Below are 21,815 nucleotides of genomic sequence, written 5' to 3'. Positions count from 1 at the left end.
TCGGTGCAGTTGCCAAATCCGTGTGTGCGGAAGTATCCGTTGCGGATCGGCATAGCAAGTCGCGTTCAATCATTAGCGAAGGCCAGGTTGAGCGCTTTCTGCAGGGCTGTGTCGCTAAACGGCTTGGATAGGCATTCTACCGCACCCTTTTTTAAAAGGTCCGGCCGCGCGGTCTCACAACTCTGCGCCGTAATGTAGATGATTGGGATAGCCTGGCCCCGGCGCGCCAACTCTCGTTCGAGATCAGGCCCCGTCATGCCGGGCATGCTGATGTCAAGCACCAGGCACTCGGTCTCGTTGATGATGCCTGACCGCAGAAACTGCTCCGCCGAAGAGAACGCTTCGGCACGGAAGCCGAACTCGCTCAACAGGTCGGGCAGGGACTCGCGCACGGATTCATCGTCATCGACGATCGACACGAGTGGGCGGCGAGCGTTCATGAAAAACCTCGTTGGATTGAGGCGCTGCTGCTGGTCGGCGCCGATATGGCGCCAGACGGATGGGCAGGTGGTGGTTCTGCGCGTAGATATTCGTGGATCGAAAACGAGAAGGTCGATCCAGGACCGACATTCGCCTCCGCCCAAAGCCGCCCGCCATGGCTTTCGACGATGGAACGACTGACGGACAGGCCTATTCCCATGCCCTCGGCTTTGGTCGTGTAGAAGGCTTCGAAAAGCCGCTCCGCACCCTGAGCATCGAACCCGATTCCGCTATCCCGCACGAAAAGGTGCACCTTACCGTCCTCCCCGAGCCGAGTGCCAAGCACGACAAGTCTTGGTCGATCGTCGACGGCGACCATCGCGTCGGATGCGTTGCGCAACAGGTTCATGATGACCTGTTGCAGTTGGACCCGATCGCCGCCGACGAGCGGGAGTCCGTCTGCAAGCTGGGTCTGAAGGAGCACCTTGTTGCGCTGAAGGTCTCCGGAAAACAATGCGACCACCTCTGCCGCAGCGTTGTTGAGATCGATCGGTTCAACTAACGTGGCCCTTTTGGCGAACAGCGCGCGAAGCCGGGCGATCACATCAGCCGCGCGGTTGCCATCCCTGATTGTGCGCCGCGCAGTTTCCCGCGCGCCGTCAACGTTAGGCGGGTCGGCCGCCAGCATGCGAAGGCAGGTGCCGGCGTTGGTGACGATGCCCGAGAGCGGTTGGTTCACTTCGTGTGCAATCGACGCGGTCAACACACCCAAGCTCATAGTCCGCGTAGCTTGTGCAAGTTCGGATCGGATTTTCTCCAGCGCCTCTTCGGAGCGCCGCCGTTGTGTGATGTCAAGAACCGCGCCGACATACTCGATGGGGCCGGAATCGTTGTGTGCGCGGTGGGCGATCAAGTGCAGGTGCTTGACCGACAGGTCGGGCAAGAGAATCCGGTGCTGGTATTCAAAGTCGCTATCACCGCGCAGCGCCCGTTCAACCATGTCCCCCATCAGAGGCAGGTCTTCGGGATGAACTCGGCTGGCTATTCTTTCGAGCGTTACGAGCGTACCCGGCTCGAACTCGAAGATGCGGTAAAGAGGCTCGGACCAGGTGATCTTGCCCGTTGCGACTTGCCAGGACAAATTCCCCATGCGGGCAAGGTACTGACCCTCCGACAGGAACGCTTCGCTGCGCTTGAGCGCGTCTTCCGCACGCTTTCGCCCGTGGATGTCGGTATGCGTGCCGTACCATTTGACGATGTTTCCGGCTTCGTCGCGCAGGGGATTGGCCCGAAACAGGAACCACCGATACTTGCCGTCGAAGCGGCGGAGGCGCGCCTCCGCTTCCCCCGACTTGCCTGACGCCAATATGGCCTCCCATGTGGCGGCAAGCCGGTCCACGTCGTCGGGATGGACAGCCGCAGTCAAGTCCCAATACTCGGACAATGGACCGGCCGGCTCCCAATCCTTCGACTGGCCAATGGAGAGGCCGACATAGTGGAGATAATGCTGGTTGAAGAATTCAGGTGACCCGTCAGGACGAGCCGACCATGCCATCACAGGTATGGTGTTGATGATGAGGCCAAGATCGTGCCTGCTCGCAAGCAGGGCCTCTTCGGCGCGCCTCTGGTCGTCAATGTCTATGCCGACCGAATACCAACGGATGACGCGTCCGTTTTCGTCGCGATGGGGCACGCGGCGAGATGTGTGCCAGCGATATTGTCCATCGGCGCGCCTAACCCGCACGTCAATGGTAAGCGGCTCGCCGCTTTCCAGTGCAACTCTCCACGCCGCATCGTTGCGCTCTACATCATCTTGATAGAAATGCGGAAATGTCTTCCCAGATGGACCTGTGGCGTCCTCAAGCGTCAGGCCCATGTAGTCTTGCCACGTCTGGTTCACGAAAGTGCGCGTTCCGTCCGGACTGTATGTTGCAACGAATACGGGGATCGTATCGATCGTCTGCCGAATATCTCGCTCTGCGGCGGTCAGCCTCGCCTCGTCCTGCCGAAGCGTTTCTTCGGCGCGTTTCCTTTGATCGATGTCGGTGTTGATCGCATACCACTCGACGATACGACCAACATCGTCACGCAGCGGACTGCAATGGATCACGAACCATCGGTATTGGCCGTCGGCGCGCCGCATGCGCGCTTCTATTTCGCCGGGATCCCCGGAAGCCAGTATCGATCGCCAACTCTCGGTCAGGTTCGGCAAGTCTTGCGGGTCGATCGCAGCCTGCCACCCGGAGAAGCGGACCTGATCAAGATCGAGCCCCGTATAGTCTGACCAGCGTCGATTGACGAAGTCGGCATGCCCGTCCGGTTTCGCGGTCCACACCATAGCCGGAAGTGCATCCAAAACGCGGCTCTGCTCGATCTCCATTGCGGTCCTTTCGCGATTATCGCGTGCCGTGACAATGCGCCGGCGTGATAGCGGCGTCCATTGTGCCTTGGTGTCGGTCCGACGGGACGATGAGGCATCGCCGGGCCAATACAAAGGTATCGCCGATACCATCGTGCAATAGATTTGCCTCGCCTGACAGTCGATCTGTGTGCCGTCCAAAAGCATCAGCAAACAGGGAGGGTGTCATGTCGGCACGGTCACTTACTCGGCGCGAAATTCTTGTTGCGACCGCCGCCGCCGGGGCCGTGGGCCTGCTTCCGGGAACGCTTAACGCTGCAGCCACCAGCAGTTCGATCCGTCCGTTCACGGTCAACATCCCGCAGGAAGCGATTGACGAGCTTCGCCGGCGCATCATGGCGACACGGTGGCCTGACCAGGAGACAGTCGCCGATCGGTCGCAGGGCATTCAGCTCGCACGATTGCAGGAGATCGTCCGCTACTGGGGAACCGAGTACGACTGGCGCAAGGCTGAGGCAAAGCTGAATGCCCTGCCGCAGTTCATGACCGAGATCGACGGGCTCGATATCCACTTCCTGCACATTCGGTCGAAGCAACCCAACGCCCTGCCGCTGATCATGACGCATGGTTGGCCCGGCTCCGTCTTCGAACTGCTCCAGACGGTCGGCCCGCTCACGGACCCCGCGCAGCATGGCGGCAAGCCTGAGGATGCCTTCGACCTGGTGCTGCCCTCGATGCCCGGCTACGGATTCTCCGGCAAGCCGCGCGGCGTGGGCTGGAATCCAGACCGCATCGCAAGTGCCTGGACCGAACTGATGCAGCGCCTGGGCTACGACCACTTTGTTGCCCAGGGCGGCGACTGGGGCGCGCCCGTTTCCAGCGCGATGGCACGCCAGGCGCCAAAGGGATTGCTTGGCATCCACATCAATTTGCCGGCAACGATACCGGCGGACGTGGCCGCAGTCCTTGCCGCCGGCGGGCCGGCGCCAGCCAGCCTCACCGAGAAGGAAGGTGTCGCGTTTGGTTCGCTCGAAACCTTTTACAAGAAATATCGGGCCTACGCGGCAATGATGGGCACGCGGCCTCAGGCGATCGGCTACGCATTGACGGATTCGCCGGCCGGGCTCGCCGGCTGGATGTACGATTACAACAACGGCGAACCCGAGCGCCTGCTCAGCAAGGACGAGATGCTGGACGACGTCACCCTGTACTGGCTGACGAACAGCGCGACTTCGGCGGCCCGGCTCTACTGGGAGACGATGGGCCAGAGTGTCCTTCTCGCAGCGGCGCAGAAAACCTCCGATATCGGGCTCCCGGTCGCCATCTCGGTATTCCCCGAAGAGGTCTATCGAGCGCCCGAGACCTGGGCCCGCCGCGCCTATCCCAACCTGATCTACTTCAAGGAAGTGAACAAGGGCGGACACTTCGCCGCCTGGGAGGAGCCGGAACTCTTCTCGGCCGAACTGCGCGCCGCGTTCAGGTCTCTGCGGCCGGCACACTAATACTCAAACCGCGAACGCCAAAGGAAAATAGCCATGAAAACGTTTCGAATGATCGCGGCGGCGACGCTTTTCGCCGGTGCTGTTCTCACGCCGTTGCTAGCGCAAACCGAAGAGGCACAATTGCCCGGTGTTGGGCGCACCGACTTGCTGCGGGCGGACCTCGGCACCCCCGGACGTGAAGTCATTCAGGTGCTTGTCGAATTCGCACCGGGCGTGACGGCGCCTTGGCACGCGCATCCTGGCGAAGAGATCGCCTATGTCGTCGAGGGCCAGCTGGAGTACACGCTCCAGGGTAAGCCGCCGCTGACACTCAACGCCGGCGATACGCTCTTTATCCCCCAGGGAACAAGCCACACGGCCAAGAACGTGGGCAGCGGCAAAGCGCTCGAGCTCGCTACCTACATCGTCGAAAAAGGAAAGCCGCTCGTGGCGCTGGATGAATAGCGCCTAGCACCCAGCGAAGCATGCGCACGTCAACACAACCAACGGGAAATAGGAGACCATCATGAACCAGGCTGTTATTGCACGAGATGTCGCGTCCTCCACGCAGGCGACAGACATGAAGCTCGAGGTCGTCGTTATCCCAATCTCGGATGTCGAGCGTTCCAAGCGCTTCTACGGCGAGCTGGGCTGGCGGCTTGACGCCGACTTTGCCGTCGGGGACGACTTTCACGCCGTTCAGTTCACGCCCCCAGGTTCGCCGAGCTCGATTCACTTCGGAAAGGGGATCACGTCGGCCACCCCGGGATCGGCTCGAGGACTGTATCTGGTCGTCTCGGACATCGTCGCAGCGCGTGCCGAGCTCATCGCTCACGGTGTCGAGGTGGGCGAGATCTTCCACCGCGCCGGGCCTGGAAAGCCTGTGATCAGCGGTCCGGATCCGGAGCGCCGCAGCTATTTCACATACGCGACATTCAGCGATCCCGACGGCAATGAATGGCTGCTGCAGGAAGTCACCACCCGGTTTCCCGGCCGGATCGACACCAACATGACGAGTTACGCTTCTGAGGCCGATCTGGCCTCTGCGATGCGGCGGGCATCTGAGGCTCATGGCGAGCACGAGAAGCGCAATGGCGGCCAACGCGATGAGAATTGGCCGGACTGGTACGCCAAGTACATGGTGGCGGAGCAGGCGGGCAAGCCGCTGCCGCTCTAAGCAGCAACCCAAATCGGGTGAGCGGGACGGGTCGCCGTCCCGCCGCCCAGCTCAACCGGCGATCCAAGCCTGGTTTGCCGCTGATGTTTCACGCGCTGTTGCCGGCGCAATCGAATGGGAGAACGATCATGACGCACTCCAAAATGGGCATCGCGATGGTGACCGGCGCCTCGGCCGGGATCGGAGCGATCTACGCCGACCGGCTGGCGCGCCGCGGCTATGACCTCATTCTCGTGGCGCGCAGCCAGGAGAGGCTGGACGAAGTGGCCAAGCGCATCGCCGGCTCAACGAATTGCAACGTCAGCGCCGTTGCCGCTGACCTCAACGACAAGGCGGATCTGGGCCGGATCGAGACCTTGCTCGGCGCCGATCCCGCCATCACGATGTTGGTCAATAACGCTGGCATCGGCGCCGTCGCGCCGCTCCTGGAATCCGACATCGACAAGATGCAAGCGATGATCGGGCTCAACATCACGGCGCTGACCCGCCTGACTTATGCCGCGGCTCCCGCCTTTGTGGCGCGCGGCGGCGGCACAATCATCAACATCTCGTCAGCGGTCGCCATCGCGCCGGAAATCCTCAACGGTGTCTATGGCGCGACGAAAGCCTTTGTGCTCGCTTTCAGCCTGTCGCTCCACAAGGAGCTTGCGGACAAGAGGCTGCGCATCCAGGCGGTTCTGCCCGGCGCCATCGCCACCAACTTCTGGGACGTGTCAGGAGGTTCGCTCGACGATCTGCCGAGCAAGGCGATCATGCAGTCCGATGACCTCGTGGACGCGGCCCTTGCCGGCCTCGACCAGGGCGAGTTGGTGACTATTCCCTCGCTTCCCGACGTAGCCGACTGGCACGCCTATGAAGCGGCCCGGCAGAAACTCATCCCGAACCTTTCGCTCAAGACCTCGCCGGCGCGGTACGGCGTCGCCGTGGCTGCGTAACCAAACTCAATGAGTCAGCCTGAGTAAAGACGGGTTTGTATTCCCGACACGGCGGCGTGTGCTCCTACATGACGCCGAGGGGATCGCAAACCAAGCATTCGCACCTATCACGGTCGACGTGTCCGATGTGACGATCGACCGAAGATAATCTTCCACCAGGCACCATGCCTTATCAACGGATACAAACCGCTATGACCGAACAGATCGACCTCCATCGACGCCACTTGTTGGGCGTGGCCGTCACCACCGTCGCGGCCGCTCAGTTTGCCATGACGGGCTCGGCAAATGCGCAGTCCAGCATTACGAAACCGGACGCCAGCACAATCGAACCACCAGCAAACACGTCGTTCGGTCCGTTGAAGCAGGTTCAAGCTGGCGACCTCGACATTGGATATGCCGAGGTCGGTCCTGGCAAAGGGTCGGTCGTCATCCTCCTGCATGGATGGCCGTACGACATCCACACCTATGTCGACGTTGCGGCGATCTTGGCGTCGAAAGGTTTTCGGGTCGTCGTTCCATATCTGCGCGGCTATGGCACCACGCGGTTCCTCTCCGACAAAACGCCACGCAATGGCCAGCAGGCGGTGGTCGCGGTTGATGTCATTGCGCTGATGGATGCACTGCAGATCGACAAGGCGATCGTCGGCGGTTGCGACTGGGGCGCACGCACGGCCAACATCGTCGCGGCATTGTGGCCGGAACGCTGCAAGGCCTTGGTCTCGGTCAGCGGTTATCTGATCGGCAGCCAGGAGGCCAACAAGATGGCGCTGCCGCCGAAAGCCGAGCTGCAATGGTGGTACCAATATTACTTCGCCACCGAGCGGGGCCGCGTTGGCTACGGAAAATACAGGCGGGATTTTGCCAATTTGATCTGGCAGCTCGCTTCTCCGCAGTGGAATTTCGACAACGCAACCTTCGAGCGCAGCGCTACCGCCTTCGACAATCCGGATCATGTCGACATCGTAGTACACAACTACCGCTGGCGGCTCGGGTTGGCGGAGGGCGAGCCACAATATGACGAACTGGAGCGGCGACTTGCGAAAGCTCCGGTCATCGCCGTGCCGACGATCACACTGGAGGGCGACGCCAACGGCGCGCCGCATCCCGACCCCAGCGCCTACGCCAAGATGTTCTCCGGCAAATACGAGCACCGGCTCATATCCGGCGGCATAGGGCATAATCTTCCTCAGGAAGCACCGAAGGCATTTGCAGACGCCATAATTCAGGTGGCGAGTCTAGCCTGAGCAAACGGCAATACCACGATACATGATCGAGGGTGCCCAGGGCGAAACTATGAAATCACAACCGCACCGAGCAACAGGCCGGGGCAGTCCCCGGATGTCATCGAGCAGGATACGAAATGAACACTGGCCGCGACCGCTTTCGTCGCCCTTTGCAGTGGCTCCTCGCACCCATTGTGGGGGCAGTAGCGGGCTTGGCTTACGCACTGATGGTCGACGTCGAGGCCGTGCACTCCGCAGTCAGGGGCGTGTTCATCGGAACTCCTATTCTGTTGTATGAGCGCGGCGTTATCTTGCGCCGATGGCGCAATGTGATCCGGCAAGCGGCAACGCCTGTCTTCGTCGTGGCTACGATCGCAACCTGCGTGTTGATGATCTTGATCGGCAACGCTGCCGCCGGCACAGCGCTTCACCATCTCCTCGGCTATATGAGCACCGCTCGCGAAGCCATGGTGATGTCGGAGTCTGGTCTTTTGTATTCACTCGGCGTCTCCACCCTCGTCGCATTCGTGTTCCGACTGCGTGACCTTATCGGGCCAAGCCTGTTCACCAGCCTGCTTCTCGGTCGTTATCACCGTCCCATCAAGGAGGAGCGGATCTTCTGTTCCTCGATGTCAGTGGCTCCACGAAATTCGCGGATCGGTACGGAGATCTGGAGACCCAGGCCTACCTCGGACAGATATTCAACGCACTTGCGTCGCCGGTTCGTCGCTCCCAGGGCTCTATTGACGACTACATCGGCGATTATGGCGGTGGTCACCTGGCCCCTGGATCGCGGCATGCGGGACGCCGCGTGTCTTCGTTGCGTCTTCGACTTCGCGGCGGCCATAAGGGATCAGGCGGCGGCGTGGCAAGCGCGTTTCGGGCAAGTGCCGGAGTTTCGCGCCGTCCTGCATTGCGGGTCGGTGGTTACGGCTGAGATTGGCCTTGAGCGACACAAGATTGCGTATTTCGGCGATGTCGTGAATACCACCGGACGTCTGGAGTCGCTATCCAAGGCTCTCGGTCAACCTATTCTGGTCTCCGCAGATATTCTCGCCGGTATCCGTGTTCTACCTCCACATCTCGTCGCGGAGAACCTCGGATTTCATGTGATTAGAGACCGAGATGAACCGCTTCAGATCTCAGCCGTAAGACTAGCATTGGGAAGCTGATTGGAGTGGCGCCATCATCTCCGTGCATCCACCTGTCTTCGATGCTCCTTTTACGGCCGTCGCTGTCACCCCTGTCCGATTCTGAAGGTCCAGGTTCCGCAGCTGCCGGTCCGTTTCCGCCCCAAACCTGCCAGTCAGCAGCGCGCATTTTGCAGCCAAGTGGAATCACTTGGCGCCGCAGAAATGCGGCTAAGACAAATAGATGGAGCGGGATGCCAGTTCAATTTGAACGTATCCGCTCTAGTCGGGACGGCGATAGGCCACAACCTCGCCAGGCATGCTCAGGCTCTGCAAGGAGCCAGGTGCCGCGCCGCCGATCCAGCCCAGCACCGAGCGGGCGAGTTCGGCGCCGGCCAGCCGGAAGTTCTCGTTGACCACCAGCAATTCCCTGCGGAACAGGTGCAGCAGGTCGGATGACTGCTTGGATACCACGTCGACGTCCCGGCCGAGCTTGAGGCCGACGTCCTCGATACCGGCGACGATGGCGAGTGTCGCGGCAGCGGCGCTGCTGACGAAACCGTCCGGCCTGACGTCGCGGCGCATCAGCTGCGCGGTCCTCATCCTGATCTGCTCGATCGAATGGTCGACCGAAACGGTGTTGAACGGGATCTCGCTGGCGCCGACCTCGCTCAGCGCATCGGTGAAGCCGTTCAGCGTATGACTGTGGTAGGTCAGCTCGACTGGAGGCGCCAGCAGAGCCAGCCTGCGGCGGCCGATGCCGGCCAGGTGGCGCACAGCCTCGGCGGCGAACGCGTAATTGTCGAAATCATGATAGGGGTGGATCAGCCCCATATCGGTGCGGCCGTGCGTGGCGAAGGGGATGCCACGCTCAAGCATGTAACGGGCTCTTGGGTCATTCGGCTGGGTGCGCGAAATGATGACGCCGTCGGCGGAGCCGGTTTCCACAAGATAACGGATCGGGTCCAGGGGATCCTGAGAGCGTGAATAGGGCGTGACGATCAGGTGGTAGGGTGTGTCGGCGATGACTTCCGAGACGCCATAAATGATGTCCGAGACAAAGCTCATGATCTCGCGCTCGGTGTTGAGCACGAGGCTGATGACGTTGGTCTTGCCGGTCCGCAGGCGCACACCGGCACGGTTGGGGCGGTAACCGATCTGCCTGGCGACGAGCTGGACGCGTCGCCTGGTCTCGGCGCCGATCTCGGGCGCGTCCTTCAGCGCCCGCGACACGGTGGTGACGCCCAGCCCGGTCATGAAGGCAAGCGTCTTCAATGTCGGCCTGCCCAGTGCCGAGGCCTCGTCGTCCTTTTCCGTCTGATCTCTGTCCATTCATCCCGCCCGTCAGCCGCATAGCAGTTGCCGTGCAGGTCGGCAATCGGCGATGAACACCCTATACACTGAAACGTTACAGATTGTCACTTGCCATCGCGCAGCGGCCAGCAAAAGCTGGCCTGGATGAGCGGCGGTTCGTTCGGCGCAAAGTCGGTGTGCGTCGGCAAGGCTTGCCTGCTGAGCAAGGTTTCGCTGAATTTCACGCATTGCAGCATCATTCTTGCAAGGCAACCTGCCTTGCTGCGGTGCAGTAGGCGGACATTGCGCGGCGGGTTTGTTCGCGGCTCGAAAAAAATGCCGAGCTGCTCCTGTTCGGGGGTTGCGCGCCTCCAACAATTGCCGTATCGAAAATCTGTAACGTTTCAGATTCTGGGAGGAGCCGAAATGCGATACCAAATCATGACCGCTGCGTTGGCAGTGACAACCGCGCTCGCCGCCCCGGCGGCAGCGACGGATCTGGAAGTCACCCATTGGTGGACTTCAGGCGGCGAGGCGGCGGCGGTCGCCGAATTCGCCAAGGCGTTCGACGCGACAGGCAATCATTGGGTCGACGGCGCCATCGCCGGCTCCGGCGGCACGGCGCGGCCGATCATGATCAGCCGCATCACTGGCGGCGACCCTATGGGCGCCACCCAGTTCAACCACGGAAGGCAAGCGGAAGAATTGGTGCAGGCCGGTCTGATGCGCGATTTGACCGAGCTCGCCACCAGGGACAAGTGGGCGGAAATCGTCCAGCCGAAGAGCCTGCTCGATGGCTGTACCCTCGACGGCAAGATCTATTGCGTGCCGGTCAACATTCACTCCTGGCAGTGGCTGTGGCTGTCGAACGCAGCTTTCGAAAAGGCCGGTGTGCCGGTGCCGAAGAATTGGAATGAATATGTTGCAGCGGCCCCTGCGCTGGAGAAGGCAGGCATCATACCGCTGGCGGTCGGCGGGCAACCCTGGCAGTCCTCGGGTGCCTTCGACGTGCTGCTTACGGCGGTCGGCGGCACGGACGCTTTCTTGAAGGTCTATCGCGACAAGGATGCCGAATTCGCCGCCGGGCCCGAGGTCGCGAAGGTATTCAAGGCCGCGGACGATGCCCGCAAGATGGCGAAGAACACCAATGTGCAGGACTGGAACCAGGCCACCAATCTCGTCATCTCCGGCAAGGCCGGCGGCCAGATCATGGGCGATTGGGCGCAGGGCGAGTTCCAGGTTGCCGGGCAGACCGCCGGCAAGGACTATACGTGTCTTCCCGGCCTTGGCCTGAACGAGGTCATCGCCACCGGCGGCGATGCCTTCTACTTCCCGCTGCTGCAGGACGCGGAAAAGTCCAAGGCGCAGGAAGCGCTGGCCGAAACGCTGCTCGATCCCAAGACGCAGGTCGCCTTCAACCTCAAGAAGGGCTCGCTGCCGGTGCGCGGCGATATCGACCTCGAGGCGGCGAACGACTGCATGAAGAAAGGGCTCGACATCCTGGCCAAGGGCAGCGTCATGCCCTGGACGGACCAGCTGCTGTCGCAAGACACCCAAAAGCAGAAGGAGGACCTTTTCTCCGAGTTCTTCGCCAAGCCTGACATGACCGTGGAAGAGGCGCAAAAGCGCTTCGCCGACATCGTCGCCTCAGCGGACTGACGATCGACGAACCGCTCGCTCCCGGCCCGCCGCGGGGCCGGGAGCTCAGGGTCAAGGCCCTGACTCTTCGGCCTTGACCCTTGGCCCTAACCCTTTGGCCTTACCCGATCCAGCCCGGCTGTGCAGATGAGCAAGAGCGAACGCCCCAACCAACTCTTCCGCAACCTCAACGCCAAGGTCGCCTCTATTCCGATGGTCCTCACCGCACTGGTGATCTTCGTCGGCGGCAGCGCGTGGACGGTGCTCTATTCCTTCACCAATTCAAAACTGCTGCCGCGGCTGAACTTCGTCGGGCTCGACCAGTATTATCGGCTGTGGTCGACGCCGCGCTGGCTGGTCTCGATCGAAAACCTGCTGGTCTACGGTGTGCTGTCGCTGGTGTTCTCTCTGGTCATCGGCTTCATGCTGGCGGCGCTGCTCGACCAGAAGATCCGCTTCGAGGACACGTTCCGCACCATCTTCCTCTACCCGTTCGCGCTCTCCTTCATCGTCACCGGCCTGGTCTGGCAGTGGCTGCTCAACCCGGAGTTCGGAATCCAGGGGGTGGTGCGCGGCCTCGGCTGGGAAAGCTTCAGCTTCGATCCGCTCTACAATTCCGACATCGTCATCTACGGCATCCTGATCGCCGCGCTCTGGCAAGGCACTGGGCTGATCATGTGCCTGATGCTGGCGGGCCTGCGCGGCATCGACGAGGATATCTGGAAGGCCGCGCGGGTGGATGGGATACCCACCCTGAAGACCTATCTGTTCATCATCATCCCGATGATGCGGCCGGTCTTCATCACCGCGCTGGTCATCATCGCCGCCGGCATCGTCAAGGTCTATGACCTGGTTGTCGCCCAGACCAGCGGCGGTCCCGGCATCGCCTCCGAAGTGCCGGCCAAATATGTCTATGACTACATGTTCTTCGCCCAGAACCTCGGCCAGGGTTTTGCTGCCTCGACCATGATGCTGCTGTCGGTGGTGGTCGTCATCGTTCCCTGGGCCTATCTCGAATTCGGAGGCAAGAAGCGTGGCTGACCTTGCCGTTCCCCTGCCTGCCGGTACGGGCTCTATCGGGCTTGAGGCATCCGGGCCGCGAGGGCCGAAGCCGCGGCATGTGTTCTCGCGCCGCAACATCTTCCTCTATGGCACGCTCATCGTGGTGGCGCTGTATTATCTGCTGCCGCTCTACGTGATGGTGGTGACATCGCTCAAGGGCATGCCGGAGATACGCCTCGGCAACATCTTCTCGCCGCCGCTCGAGATCACCTTCGAGCCTTGGGTGAAGGCCTGGTCCAGCGCCTGCACCGGTCTCAACTGCGACGGGCTCTCGCGCGGCTTCTGGAATTCGGTGCGCATAACCGTCCCGTCGGTCGTCCTGTCGATCGCCATCGCTTCAGTGAATGGCTACGCGCTTGCCAACTGGCGCTTCAAGGGAGCCGATACTTTCTTCGTGATCCTCATCGTCGGCGCCTTCATCCCCTATCAGGTGATGATCTATCCGATCGTCATCATCCTGCGCGAGATCGGCCTCTATGGCAGCCTGAGCGGCCTGGTGATCGTCCATTCCATTTTCGGCATGCCGATCCTGACGCTGTTGTTCCGCAACTATTTCACTTCCATGCCGGAGGAACTGTTCCGCGCGGCGCGCGTCGACGGCGCCGGCTTCTGGGGCATCTATTTCCGGATCATGCTGCCGATGTCGCTGCCGATCTTCGTCGTCGCCATCATCCTGCAGGTGACCGGCATCTGGAACGACTTCCTGTTCGGCGTCGTCTACACCCGCCCCGACACTTATCCGATGACGGTGCAGCTCAACAACATCGTCAACTCTGTGCAAGGCGTGAAGGAATACAACGTCAACATGGCCGCCACCATCCTGACCGGCCTGGTACCGCTCGTCGTCTACTTCGTTTCCGGCAAGCTTTTCGTGCGTGGCATCGCCGCCGGCGCGGTGAAAGGATGATGATGACAAGACTCGAAAATCCCAGCGTCTCAATCCAGGACCTTTCGCTGAATTTCGGTGCAATCTCGGTGCTGGAAACACTCAACATCGACGTCGCCGAGGGCGAGTTCATCGTGCTGCTCGGGCCGTCCGGCTGCGGCAAGTCGACCCTGCTCAACTGCATCGCCGGTCTGCTCGACGTTTCGGACGGCCGCATCTTCATCAAGGGCAAGAACGTCACCTGGGAGGAGCCCAAGGACCGTGGCATCGGCATGGTGTTCCAGTCCTATGCGCTCTACCCGCAGATGACGGTGGAGAAGAACCTGTCGTTCGGGCTGCGCGTTGCCGGCATTCCCAGGGACGAGATCGCCAAGCGCATCGCGCGGGCCGCCGAGATCCTGCAGATCGAGCCATTGCTGCAACGCAAGCCGTCGGCGCTTTCGGGCGGCCAGCGCCAGCGTGTGGCGATCGGGCGGGCGCTGGTGCGCGACGTCGACGTCTTCCTGTTCGATGAGCCGCTCTCCAATCTCGACGCCAAGCTGCGCGCCGAGCTGCGTGTCGAAATCAAACTGCTGCACAGCAAGCTGCAGAACACGATGATCTATGTCACCCACGACCAGATCGAGGCGATGACGCTGGCCGACCGTATCGCGGTGATGAAGGGCGGCGTCATCCAGCAGCTCGACGCACCGCAGACCATCTACAACCGCCCGGTCAACCGTTTCGTCGCCGGCTTCCTCGGCTCGCCGGCGATGAATTTCCTCGACGGCCGGCTGGAGAAGGACGATGGCAACTGGCACTTCGTCGCCAAGGATGTGCGGATCCCGCTTGCCACCTACGCTTTCGAAAAGGAGCCCGTGCCGGGATCGGCGGTGTTCGGTATCCGGCCCGAGCATGTCGCCTTCAACAGCAGCTCCGGATGGCCGTTCACAGCCACGGCAAATGTCGTCGTCGTCGAACCCATGGGGTCCGACACGCTGGTCTGGCTGAAGCTCGCAAATCAGAATTTCACCGTGCGGGTGACATCTGAGCGCACGCCAAACAACGCCGACACCGTGAGCATCGGTTTTGACCCGATGCGCGCTTCACTGTTCGACGCTGCCACCGGCACCCGCCTGTAACACCCGCCTGTAATACCCCGGGAATTTCACCCTCAAGCACATCCATCCCCCAGAGAACGGACAGAGACGATGAATTGGTCATTCCAACTTTACAGCGCCCGCAACTTCCAGCCTTGGGCAGGGGTGCTCAAGATGCTGGGCGAGCTCGGCTACGCGCAAGTCGAAGGGTTCGGCGGCGTCTATGACGATCCCAAGGCTTTTCGTGCCGAACTCGACAGGAACGGCCTCGCCATGCCGACCGGCCATTTCTCGATCGATGCGCTCGAGAACGATTTCGACGGCGTGCGCAAAATCGCCGACGCGCTCGGCATCACGCTGCTCATCTGCCCCTATCTGGTCGCCGAGAGCAGGCCGGCCGACACGGCCGGCTGGCGCAGCTTCGGCGCACGCCTGGCCAAGGTCGGCGAGACGGCTGAAAAGGCCGGCTACGGCTTTGCCTGGCACAATCATGATTTCGAGTTCAAGAAGCTTGCCGACGGTTCGGTGCCGCAGGACCATATCCTGGCGGTAGCGCCCGACATCGGCTGGGAGATGGACGTCGCCTGGGTGGTGCGCGGCGGCGAAGATCCGCTGCCCTGGATCGAGAAGCATGGCAAACGCATCGCCTCCGTCCATGTCAAGGACATCGCCAAGCCCGGCGAGGGCCTCGACGAGGACGGCTGGTCGGACGTCGGCAACGGCACGATCGACTGGGCCGCTCTGATCCAGGCGCTGCGCGCCAACAGCGCCGCCAAATACTACGTCATGGAACACGACAACCCCAACGATATCGATCGCTTCGCCCGCCGCTCGATCGCAGCCGCCAAGACCTTTTAGGAGCAAACCAGCATGGCAAGAAAACTTGGGGTCGGCGTCATCGGCTGCGGCAACATCTCGAAGGCGTATTTTTCACTGGCGCCGCTGTTTCGCGGCATCGAGATGCGCGCCTGCGCGGATATCAACATGGATGCAGCCAAGGCGCGGGCGAAGGAGTTCAAGCTGCGCGCCGAGACAGTCGAAGGGCTGCTCAAGGCCGACGACATCGACATCATCGTCAACCTCACCGTTCCGGCGGTGCACTATGAGGTGTCGAAACAGATCCTCGATGCCGGCAAGCACGTCTATTCGGAAAAGCCGTTCGTGCTGTCGGTCAAGGAAGGGCTCGACCTGAAGAAACTGGCGGAGAGAGACGGACTGCGCATCGGCTCGGCGCCCGACACTTTCCTCGGTGGCGCGCACCAGCTTGTCCGCAACCTGATCGACAGTGGCAAGCTCGGCAAGATCACCAGCGGCACATGCCACGTGATGAGCCATGGGATGGAGCATTGGCACCCCAATCCGGATTTTTTCTTCCAGCCTGGCGCTGGTCCGGTGCTCGATATCGGACCCTATTACATCACCAACCTGATCCAGCTGATCGGGCCGGTGAAGCAGGTGGCGGCCTTGGCGACGATTCCGTCGACGGAACGGACGATCTCGTCCAAGCCGCGCGCGGGTGAAAAAATCCTGGTCGCCACGCCGACGACGATCCACGGCGTGATGGAGTTCGAGAATGGCGCCGTGGTGACGCTCAATACCAGCTGGGACGTGTGGAGCCATGGCCATGCGCCGATGGAACTCTACGGCGAATTGGGCACGGTGTTTTTGCCGGATCCGAATTTCTTCGGCGGCGACGTTCGCTTCACAAATGGCGCCAAGCTGGTCAAGAAGCTGCCAAAGTGGCAGCATCCGTTCGGCGTGGCCAACCAGATGCATTCGCACGGCATGATGGCGAATTACCGCACCGCCGGTCTCGCCGACATGGCGCTGGCTATCGCGGAGGGCCGGCCGCATCGCTGTTCGATGGAACTGGCGCTGCATGCCGTCGATGTGATGACCGGCATGTTGCGGTCGGGCGCGAGCGGAAAGTTCGTTGCCATGCAGACCACCTGCGAACGGCCTGCGGCACTGGGCGTCAAGGATGCGGAAGGGCTGTTGGCGAAGAAGAAAGGGCTGTTGGCGAAGAAGAAGTAACGCAAGCGCTTCAGCGATCCCTCTCCCCATAGGAACGGCGAGAGGCTAAGGGTGAGAGGCAGAGCCGACTCACCCTTTTTTCGCGGTGGCAACTGCCGGGCTCGCTTTTGATTTGAGGATATTCCATGCCCTATGTGCCCGCCGAAAACCGTTACGAGAACATGGTCTACAATCGCTGCGGGCGATCCGGCCTGAAATTGCCAGCGATCTCGCTCGGGCTCTGGCACAATTTCGGTGACGACACGCCGCACCGGACCAAGCAGGCGATCGCGCGCAAGGCCTTCGATCTCGGCATCACGCATTTCGACCTCGCCAACAATTACGGCCCGCCTCCCGGTTCGGCGGAGACGGCTTTCGGCGAAATCCTGCGGACGGATTTCTCCTCTTTTCGTGACGAGCTGATCATCTCGACCAAGGCCGGGTATGAGATGTGGGCCGGACCCTATGGCGAGTGGGGCGGGCGCAAATATGTGCTGGCCAGCCTCGATCAGAGCCTGAAGCGGATGGGGCTCGACTATGTCGACATCTTTTATTCGCACCGCTTCGACCCTGATACTCCGCTGGAAGAAACGATGGGCGCGCTCGATCACGCGGTGCGCTCGGGCAAGGCGCTTTATGCCGGCATCTCCTCCTACAATTCGCAGCGCACACGCGAGGCCGCCGACATATTGAAGCAACTCGGCACGCCTTGCATCATCCATCAGCCGAGCTATTCGATGCTCAACCGCTGGGTCGAGGACGATGGTCTGCTTGACACGCTGGAGGGGCTCGGCGTCGGCTCAATCGTGTTCACGCCGCTGGCGCAAGGCATGCTGACCGACAAATATCTCGGCGGCATCCCTGAGGGCAGCCGCGCCAGCCAGGGCAAGTCGCTGCGGCCGGCATTCATCAACGACAAGACCATCGCCAACATCAAGGCGCTGAACGCGATTGCCGGCCGACGTGGCCAGACGCTGGCGCAGATGGCGCTGGCCTGGGTGCTGCGCAAGGGCCGGGTGACCTCGGCGCTGATCGGCGCCAGCCGGCCGGAACAGGTCGAGGATTGCGTCGGCGCGCTGAAGGCGCTCGACTTCAGCGATGCCGAGCTCGCCGAAATCGACACCTACGCGCGCGAGGCCGACATCAATCTGTGGGCCGCCTCCGCCGAGCGCAAGGGTCCGTCTCGGAAGTGACAATCACTTCAGGTTTGCATCGATTGGCATAGCCAAACAATGCCTCGGAGTTGGCCGGCTTCTGGGCCATGCCGACACAGAAACAGTAGCAAAGAGGCCGGTTCGTCGCTATCTGGAGAGAAATGGAGCCGCTTGCATGCGGAAATGACGTGCGAGCGGCGCAAAACGGGTTGGAAACAGGATCATGGCGGCAAGGGATGTGCTGACGAAAAACCAGTTGTGCGTGCTCGAGAAACTCGAGGCCGCCAGCGGGCCGCTCAGCGCCTATACATTGCTCGACCAGCTTCGCGATCGGGGTTTTCGCGCACCGCTGCAGGTCTATCGCGCGCTCGACACGCTGGTGAAGTCCGGCTTCGTGCACCGGCTCGAAAGCCTCAATTCCTTTGTCGCCTGCGCCGAGCCGCACGACCACAGCCATTCGATGACCGCCTTTGCCATCTGCGACACATGCGGGCAGGTGACCGAATTTTCCGACCATGATGTCGGACACCGGCTCGACGAATGGGTGCGCTCGACCGGCTTCGCCGCCAAGAAGGCGGTGATCGAGTTCCGCGGGACGTGTGCCAAATGCCTGGCCGAGGCGGCTTAAGGGCTAGGCCAGCTAACCTATTGATGCTGGAGGGACAGCACCCCCCTCTGTCCTGCCGGACATCTCCCCCGCAAGGGGGGAGATTGGCAGCTTCCGCCCTCCGCTCATTCTTGCAACGTTGGAGATTGGCGAAAACGTGAAGTGACGGCCGATCTCCCCCCTTGCGGGGGAGATGTCCGGCAGGACAGAGGGGGGTGCGAAGGAACTCGACCTAGCGGGCTGCAAGCATCCGCATGAGGCGCTAATGCGCCTCTTCCCAATTGTCGGCGGCGCGGGCGTCGACGTGCAGCGGCACCGACATCGACACCGCCGGCATCGCGGCGTTCTCCATCACATGACGCACGACGGGGATCGTCGCCTCGACCTCCGCTTCGGCCGTCTCGAAGACCAGTTCGTCATGCACTTGCAGCAGCATGCGGGCGGACAGCTTCGCCTTTTCCAGCGCTTCGTCCATGCGGATCATGGCGCGGCGGATGATGTCGGCCGCGGTGCCCTGCAGCCGGGCGTTGATCGAGGCGCGCTCGTTGAAGGCACGGACCGACGGGTTTGACGACCGTATCTCCGGGTAGTGGATGCGGCGGCCGAAGATCGTTTCGACATAGCCGTATTCGCGGGCATAGGCCTTGGTCGCGTCGATATAATCGCGGATGCCGGGGAAGCGTTCGAAGTATTTCTTGATGTAGGCGCCGGCCTCTTCGCGCGGGATCGACAGCTGGTTGGCCAGGCCAAAGGCGGAAATGCCGTAGATGATGCCAAAATTGATCGCCTTGGCGCGGCGGCGTACCTCCGAGGGCATGCCCTCGACCGGCACGTTAAACATCTCCGAGGCGGTGATGGCGTGGATGTCGGCGCCGTCGGCAAACGCCTGCTTGAGCTGCGGGATCTCGGCGACATGGGCGAGCACGCGCAGCTCGATCTGGCTGTAGTCGGCGGAAACCAGCTTGTTGCCCTTGTCGGCGATGAACGCCGTCCGGATCTTTCGCCCCTCGACGGTGCGTACCGGAATGTTCTGCAAATTGGGATCGGAGGAAGACAGCCGGCCCGTCGTCGTTGCGGCAAGCGCGTATGAGGTGTGGACGCGCTTCGTATCGGGATGGACGAAACCGGGCAGCGCATCGGTATAGGTCGATTTCAATTTGGTCAGCTGGCGCCAGTCGACGATCTTGCGCGGCAGCTCGTGGCCCTCTGCGGCGAGGTCTTCCAGGAGCTGCGCCGAGGTCGACCATTGGCCGGTCTTGGTCTTGGAGCCGCCGGGCAGGCCCATCCTGCCGAACAGGATATCGCCGAGCTGTTTTGGCGAGCCGATATTGATGCGCTCACCGACGAGCTGGTAGATCTCGTCCTCCAGCCGCGCGGCGCCCTGTGCCAATTCGCCGGAGAGCCGCGACAGGATCTGCCGGTCGACGGAGATGCCGCGCTGCTCCATCCTTGCCAGAACCGGCACCAGCGGCCGTTCCAGCCGCTCGTAGACCGAGACGAGGCCCTTGGCGGCAAGCCGCGGCTTCAGCACCCGCCAGAGCCTGAGCGTCACATCGGCGTGCTCCGCGGCATAGGCCGTTGCCTTGTCGATGTCGACCTGGTCGAAGCCGACGAAGCTTCTTCCAGAGCCAGCCAGTTCCTTGAGGGCAATGGTCGAGTGGCCGAGCCACTTTTCCGACAGAGCCGCCATGCTGTGGCCGCCGGACGTGCCTGCGTCGAGCACGTAGGAAATCAGCATGGTGTCGTCGAAGGGGGCGATATCGATGCCGTGGCGGCTCATGACGACGATGTCGTATTTCAGCTCCTGAACGATCTTGAGAACCGACCTGTCCTCCAGCAACGGCTTCAGGATGGCAAGCGCCTCACGGATCGGAATCTGGTTTTCGACCACTCCGCCGCCGAGCAGGTCGCCATTGCCGCGTTTGTGGGCGAGCGGCACATAGGCGGCGCGACCGGGCGCAGTGGCTATGGACAGGCCGATCAACTCGGCCTGCATCGGATCGGCTGAATTGGTCTCGGTGTCGAAGCCGACGATGCCGGCGTCCATCGCCACGGCCACCCATGCCTTCAACACTTCAGTGTCGCGGATGGAGACGTAGGCGCTGGTGTCGATCTTGCTGGCGGTGGCGTCCTCGAAGCGAAGCGCCGAGAGAAGCGATGGGGTGTCGCCTTGCTTGGGTTCCACCTTGACGGTGGCCGGCACCGCTTCCCCGGCTTCGTCTGTCACTGTGCCCGCCGCGCTTTCGGCGGCGCCCGGCACGCCAAACCCCATATCGGGACCATGCGCGGTGTCGGCGCGCTCGATAATGACGGGAACGGGTTTGACGTCAGCCGCTTCTGTTCCGGTTGCTTCCGCCACGCGGCGGGTCAGCGAGGAGAATTCCATCGTCTTGAGGAAGCCGATCAGCCTTGGTCCGTCGGGCGGGTGCAACACGAAATCATCGAGCCCGCCGTTCAACGGCACGTCGTTCTTCAGCGTCACCAGTTCACGCGAGATGCGCGCCTTGTCGGCATTGGCGATGATCGATTCGCGGCGCTTGTCCTGCTTGATCTCGGCGGCACGGGCGAGCAGCGTATTGAGATCGCCGAACTGTTCCAGCAATTGCGCCGCCGTCTTCGGCCCGATGCCGGGCACGCCCGGCACATTGTCGACCGAATCGCCGGTCAGCGCCTGCAGGTCGATCATTTTTTCCGGCGGCACGCCCCATTTCTCGATCACCTCGGGAACGCCGATCTGGCGGTCCTTCATCGGGTCGTACATGGCGACCGAAGGGCCGACCAGCTGCATCAGATCCTTGTCGGAGGAGATGATGGTGGTGTCGGCGCCGGCTTCGCAGGCAAGCCGGCAATAGGTGGCGATCAGGTCGTCGGCCTCGTAGCCTTCCGTCTCGAGGCAGGGCAGGTTGAAGGCCCTGGTCGCCTGGCGGATCAGGCCGAACTGCGGGATCAGATCTTCCGGCGGTGCCGAGCGGTTGGCCTTGTATTCGGGGTAGAGGTCGTTGCGGAAGGTCTTCGACGAATAGTCGAAGATGACGGCGAAATGCGTCGGCACGATGCCGACATCGGTGTTGCGGGCGTCCTGCGTCAGCTTCCACACCATGTTGCAGAAGCCGAGCACGGCACTGGTCGGCAGCCCATCGGATTTGCGGGTCAGTGGCGGTAGCGCGTGATAGGCACGGAAGATGTAGCCGGAGCCGTCGACAAGGAAGAGATGATCGCCTTTTTTCATGGGACGAAGGGATAGCGCGGCGCGGCGTTGTGGTCCATGCCAAAGGCGGCCTCAACCACCGGTTCCGGCAACATCCCTGACACGTCGATCCGATCACGGCTATGTTACGAAAGTGTAATCTTCGTGCCC

Annotated in this window: 18 protein-coding genes; 14 read left to right on the top strand and 4 right to left on the bottom strand. The window is 61.9% G+C overall.

The features are described 5' to 3' along the window. Positions 1 to 65 precede the first annotated feature (65 nt). Entirely contained in the window at positions 66 to 440 is a 375-nt protein-coding gene (locus AC0L18_RS16475) for a response regulator transcription factor (protein WP_473493303.1), read from the bottom strand. After that, positions 437 to 2,800, bottom strand: coding sequence for a PAS domain-containing sensor histidine kinase (locus AC0L18_RS16470; protein ID WP_473493302.1), 2,364 nt, complete (start codon positions 2,798 to 2,800; stop codon positions 437 to 439). The genes AC0L18_RS16475 and AC0L18_RS16470 overlap by 4 nt, the downstream gene beginning before the upstream one ends. A gap of 206 nt (positions 2,801 to 3,006) precedes the next feature. Here AC0L18_RS16470 and AC0L18_RS16465 point away from each other — a divergent pair, with 206 nt between their 5' ends. The 6 genes from AC0L18_RS16465 (at position 3,007) to AC0L18_RS16440 (ending at position 8,767) form a co-directional block, all read left to right on the top strand. Beyond that, positions 3,007 to 4,281, top strand: coding sequence for an epoxide hydrolase family protein (locus tag AC0L18_RS16465; protein ID WP_473493301.1), 1,275 nt, complete (start codon positions 3,007 to 3,009; stop codon positions 4,279 to 4,281). A 33-nt stretch (positions 4,282 to 4,314) separates the two neighbouring features. Beyond that, on the top strand, positions 4,315 to 4,725 hold the full coding sequence (locus AC0L18_RS16460; protein WP_287223215.1) for a cupin domain-containing protein: 411 nt from the start codon (positions 4,315 to 4,317) through the stop codon (positions 4,723 to 4,725). Positions 4,726 to 4,786: 61 nt separating this feature from the next. Beyond that, a complete protein-coding gene (locus AC0L18_RS16455; RefSeq protein ID WP_473493300.1) occupies positions 4,787 to 5,437 on the top strand; it encodes a VOC family protein in 651 nt (216 codons plus the stop codon). Positions 5,438 to 5,565: 128 nt separating this feature from the next. After that, complete coding sequence (locus AC0L18_RS16450; protein WP_473493299.1) at positions 5,566 to 6,372, top strand: SDR family NAD(P)-dependent oxidoreductase; 807 nt, start codon at positions 5,566 to 5,568, stop codon at positions 6,370 to 6,372. A gap of 191 nt (positions 6,373 to 6,563) precedes the next feature. Continuing rightward, positions 6,564 to 7,616 (top strand): alpha/beta fold hydrolase, encoded by a 1,053-nt coding sequence (locus AC0L18_RS16445; protein WP_473493298.1) that lies wholly within the window; start codon positions 6,564 to 6,566, stop codon positions 7,614 to 7,616. Between the two features lie 116 nt (positions 7,617 to 7,732). Then, complete coding sequence (locus tag AC0L18_RS16440; RefSeq protein WP_473493297.1) at positions 7,733 to 8,767, top strand: adenylate/guanylate cyclase domain-containing protein; 1,035 nt, start codon at positions 7,733 to 7,735, stop codon at positions 8,765 to 8,767. A gap of 240 nt (positions 8,768 to 9,007) precedes the next feature. On the opposite strand, the gene AC0L18_RS16435 is transcribed toward AC0L18_RS16440, so the two are convergent. Then, positions 9,008 to 10,057: a LacI family transcriptional regulator gene (locus tag AC0L18_RS16435; protein ID WP_473493296.1), complete on the bottom strand. Its 1,050-nt coding sequence runs from the start codon at positions 10,055 to 10,057 to the stop codon at positions 9,008 to 9,010. 387 nt (positions 10,058 to 10,444) lie between these two features. Between AC0L18_RS16435 and AC0L18_RS16430 the strand changes: the two genes are divergently transcribed. From AC0L18_RS16430 to AC0L18_RS16395, 8 genes are all read left to right on the top strand, one after another. After that, positions 10,445 to 11,677, top strand: coding sequence for an ABC transporter substrate-binding protein (locus AC0L18_RS16430; RefSeq protein ID WP_473493295.1), 1,233 nt, complete (start codon positions 10,445 to 10,447; stop codon positions 11,675 to 11,677). A 126-nt stretch (positions 11,678 to 11,803) separates the two neighbouring features. Continuing rightward, positions 11,804 to 12,697 (top strand): carbohydrate ABC transporter permease, encoded by an 894-nt coding sequence (locus tag AC0L18_RS16425; protein ID WP_027153094.1) that lies wholly within the window; start codon positions 11,804 to 11,806, stop codon positions 12,695 to 12,697. Next, complete coding sequence (locus tag AC0L18_RS16420) at positions 12,690 to 13,625, top strand: carbohydrate ABC transporter permease (RefSeq protein WP_027153093.1); 936 nt, start codon at positions 12,690 to 12,692, stop codon at positions 13,623 to 13,625. Before AC0L18_RS16425 ends, AC0L18_RS16420 begins: the two co-directional genes overlap by 8 nt. Before the next feature lie 2 nt (positions 13,626 to 13,627). Continuing rightward, positions 13,628 to 14,725: an ABC transporter ATP-binding protein gene (locus AC0L18_RS16415; protein WP_473493294.1), complete on the top strand. Its 1,098-nt coding sequence runs from the start codon at positions 13,628 to 13,630 to the stop codon at positions 14,723 to 14,725. A 69-nt stretch (positions 14,726 to 14,794) separates the two neighbouring features. Further along, on the top strand, positions 14,795 to 15,541 hold the full coding sequence (locus tag AC0L18_RS16410) for a sugar phosphate isomerase/epimerase family protein (RefSeq protein WP_473493293.1): 747 nt from the start codon (positions 14,795 to 14,797) through the stop codon (positions 15,539 to 15,541). Between the two features lie 12 nt (positions 15,542 to 15,553). Further along, positions 15,554 to 16,717 carry a Gfo/Idh/MocA family protein gene (locus AC0L18_RS16405; RefSeq protein WP_473493292.1) on the top strand — a complete coding sequence of 388 codons (1,164 nt, stop codon included), beginning with the start codon at positions 15,554 to 15,556 and terminating at the stop codon, positions 16,715 to 16,717. Positions 16,718 to 16,842: 125 nt separating this feature from the next. Continuing rightward, positions 16,843 to 17,889: an L-glyceraldehyde 3-phosphate reductase gene (gene mgrA / locus AC0L18_RS16400; RefSeq protein WP_473493291.1), complete on the top strand. Its 1,047-nt coding sequence runs from the start codon at positions 16,843 to 16,845 to the stop codon at positions 17,887 to 17,889. A gap of 184 nt (positions 17,890 to 18,073) precedes the next feature. Further along, a complete protein-coding gene (locus AC0L18_RS16395; RefSeq protein ID WP_023797411.1) occupies positions 18,074 to 18,478 on the top strand; it encodes a Fur family transcriptional regulator in 405 nt (134 codons plus the stop codon). Between the two features lie 241 nt (positions 18,479 to 18,719). On the opposite strand, the gene polA is transcribed toward AC0L18_RS16395, so the two are convergent. After that, positions 18,720 to 21,686: a DNA polymerase I gene (polA, locus tag AC0L18_RS16390; RefSeq protein ID WP_473493290.1), complete on the bottom strand. Its 2,967-nt coding sequence runs from the start codon at positions 21,684 to 21,686 to the stop codon at positions 18,720 to 18,722. Positions 21,687 to 21,815 lie beyond the last annotated feature (129 nt).

Source organism: Mesorhizobium sp. WSM4819, from assembly GCF_055811215.1.
This window is presented reverse-complemented; position numbering and strand designations above follow the sequence as displayed.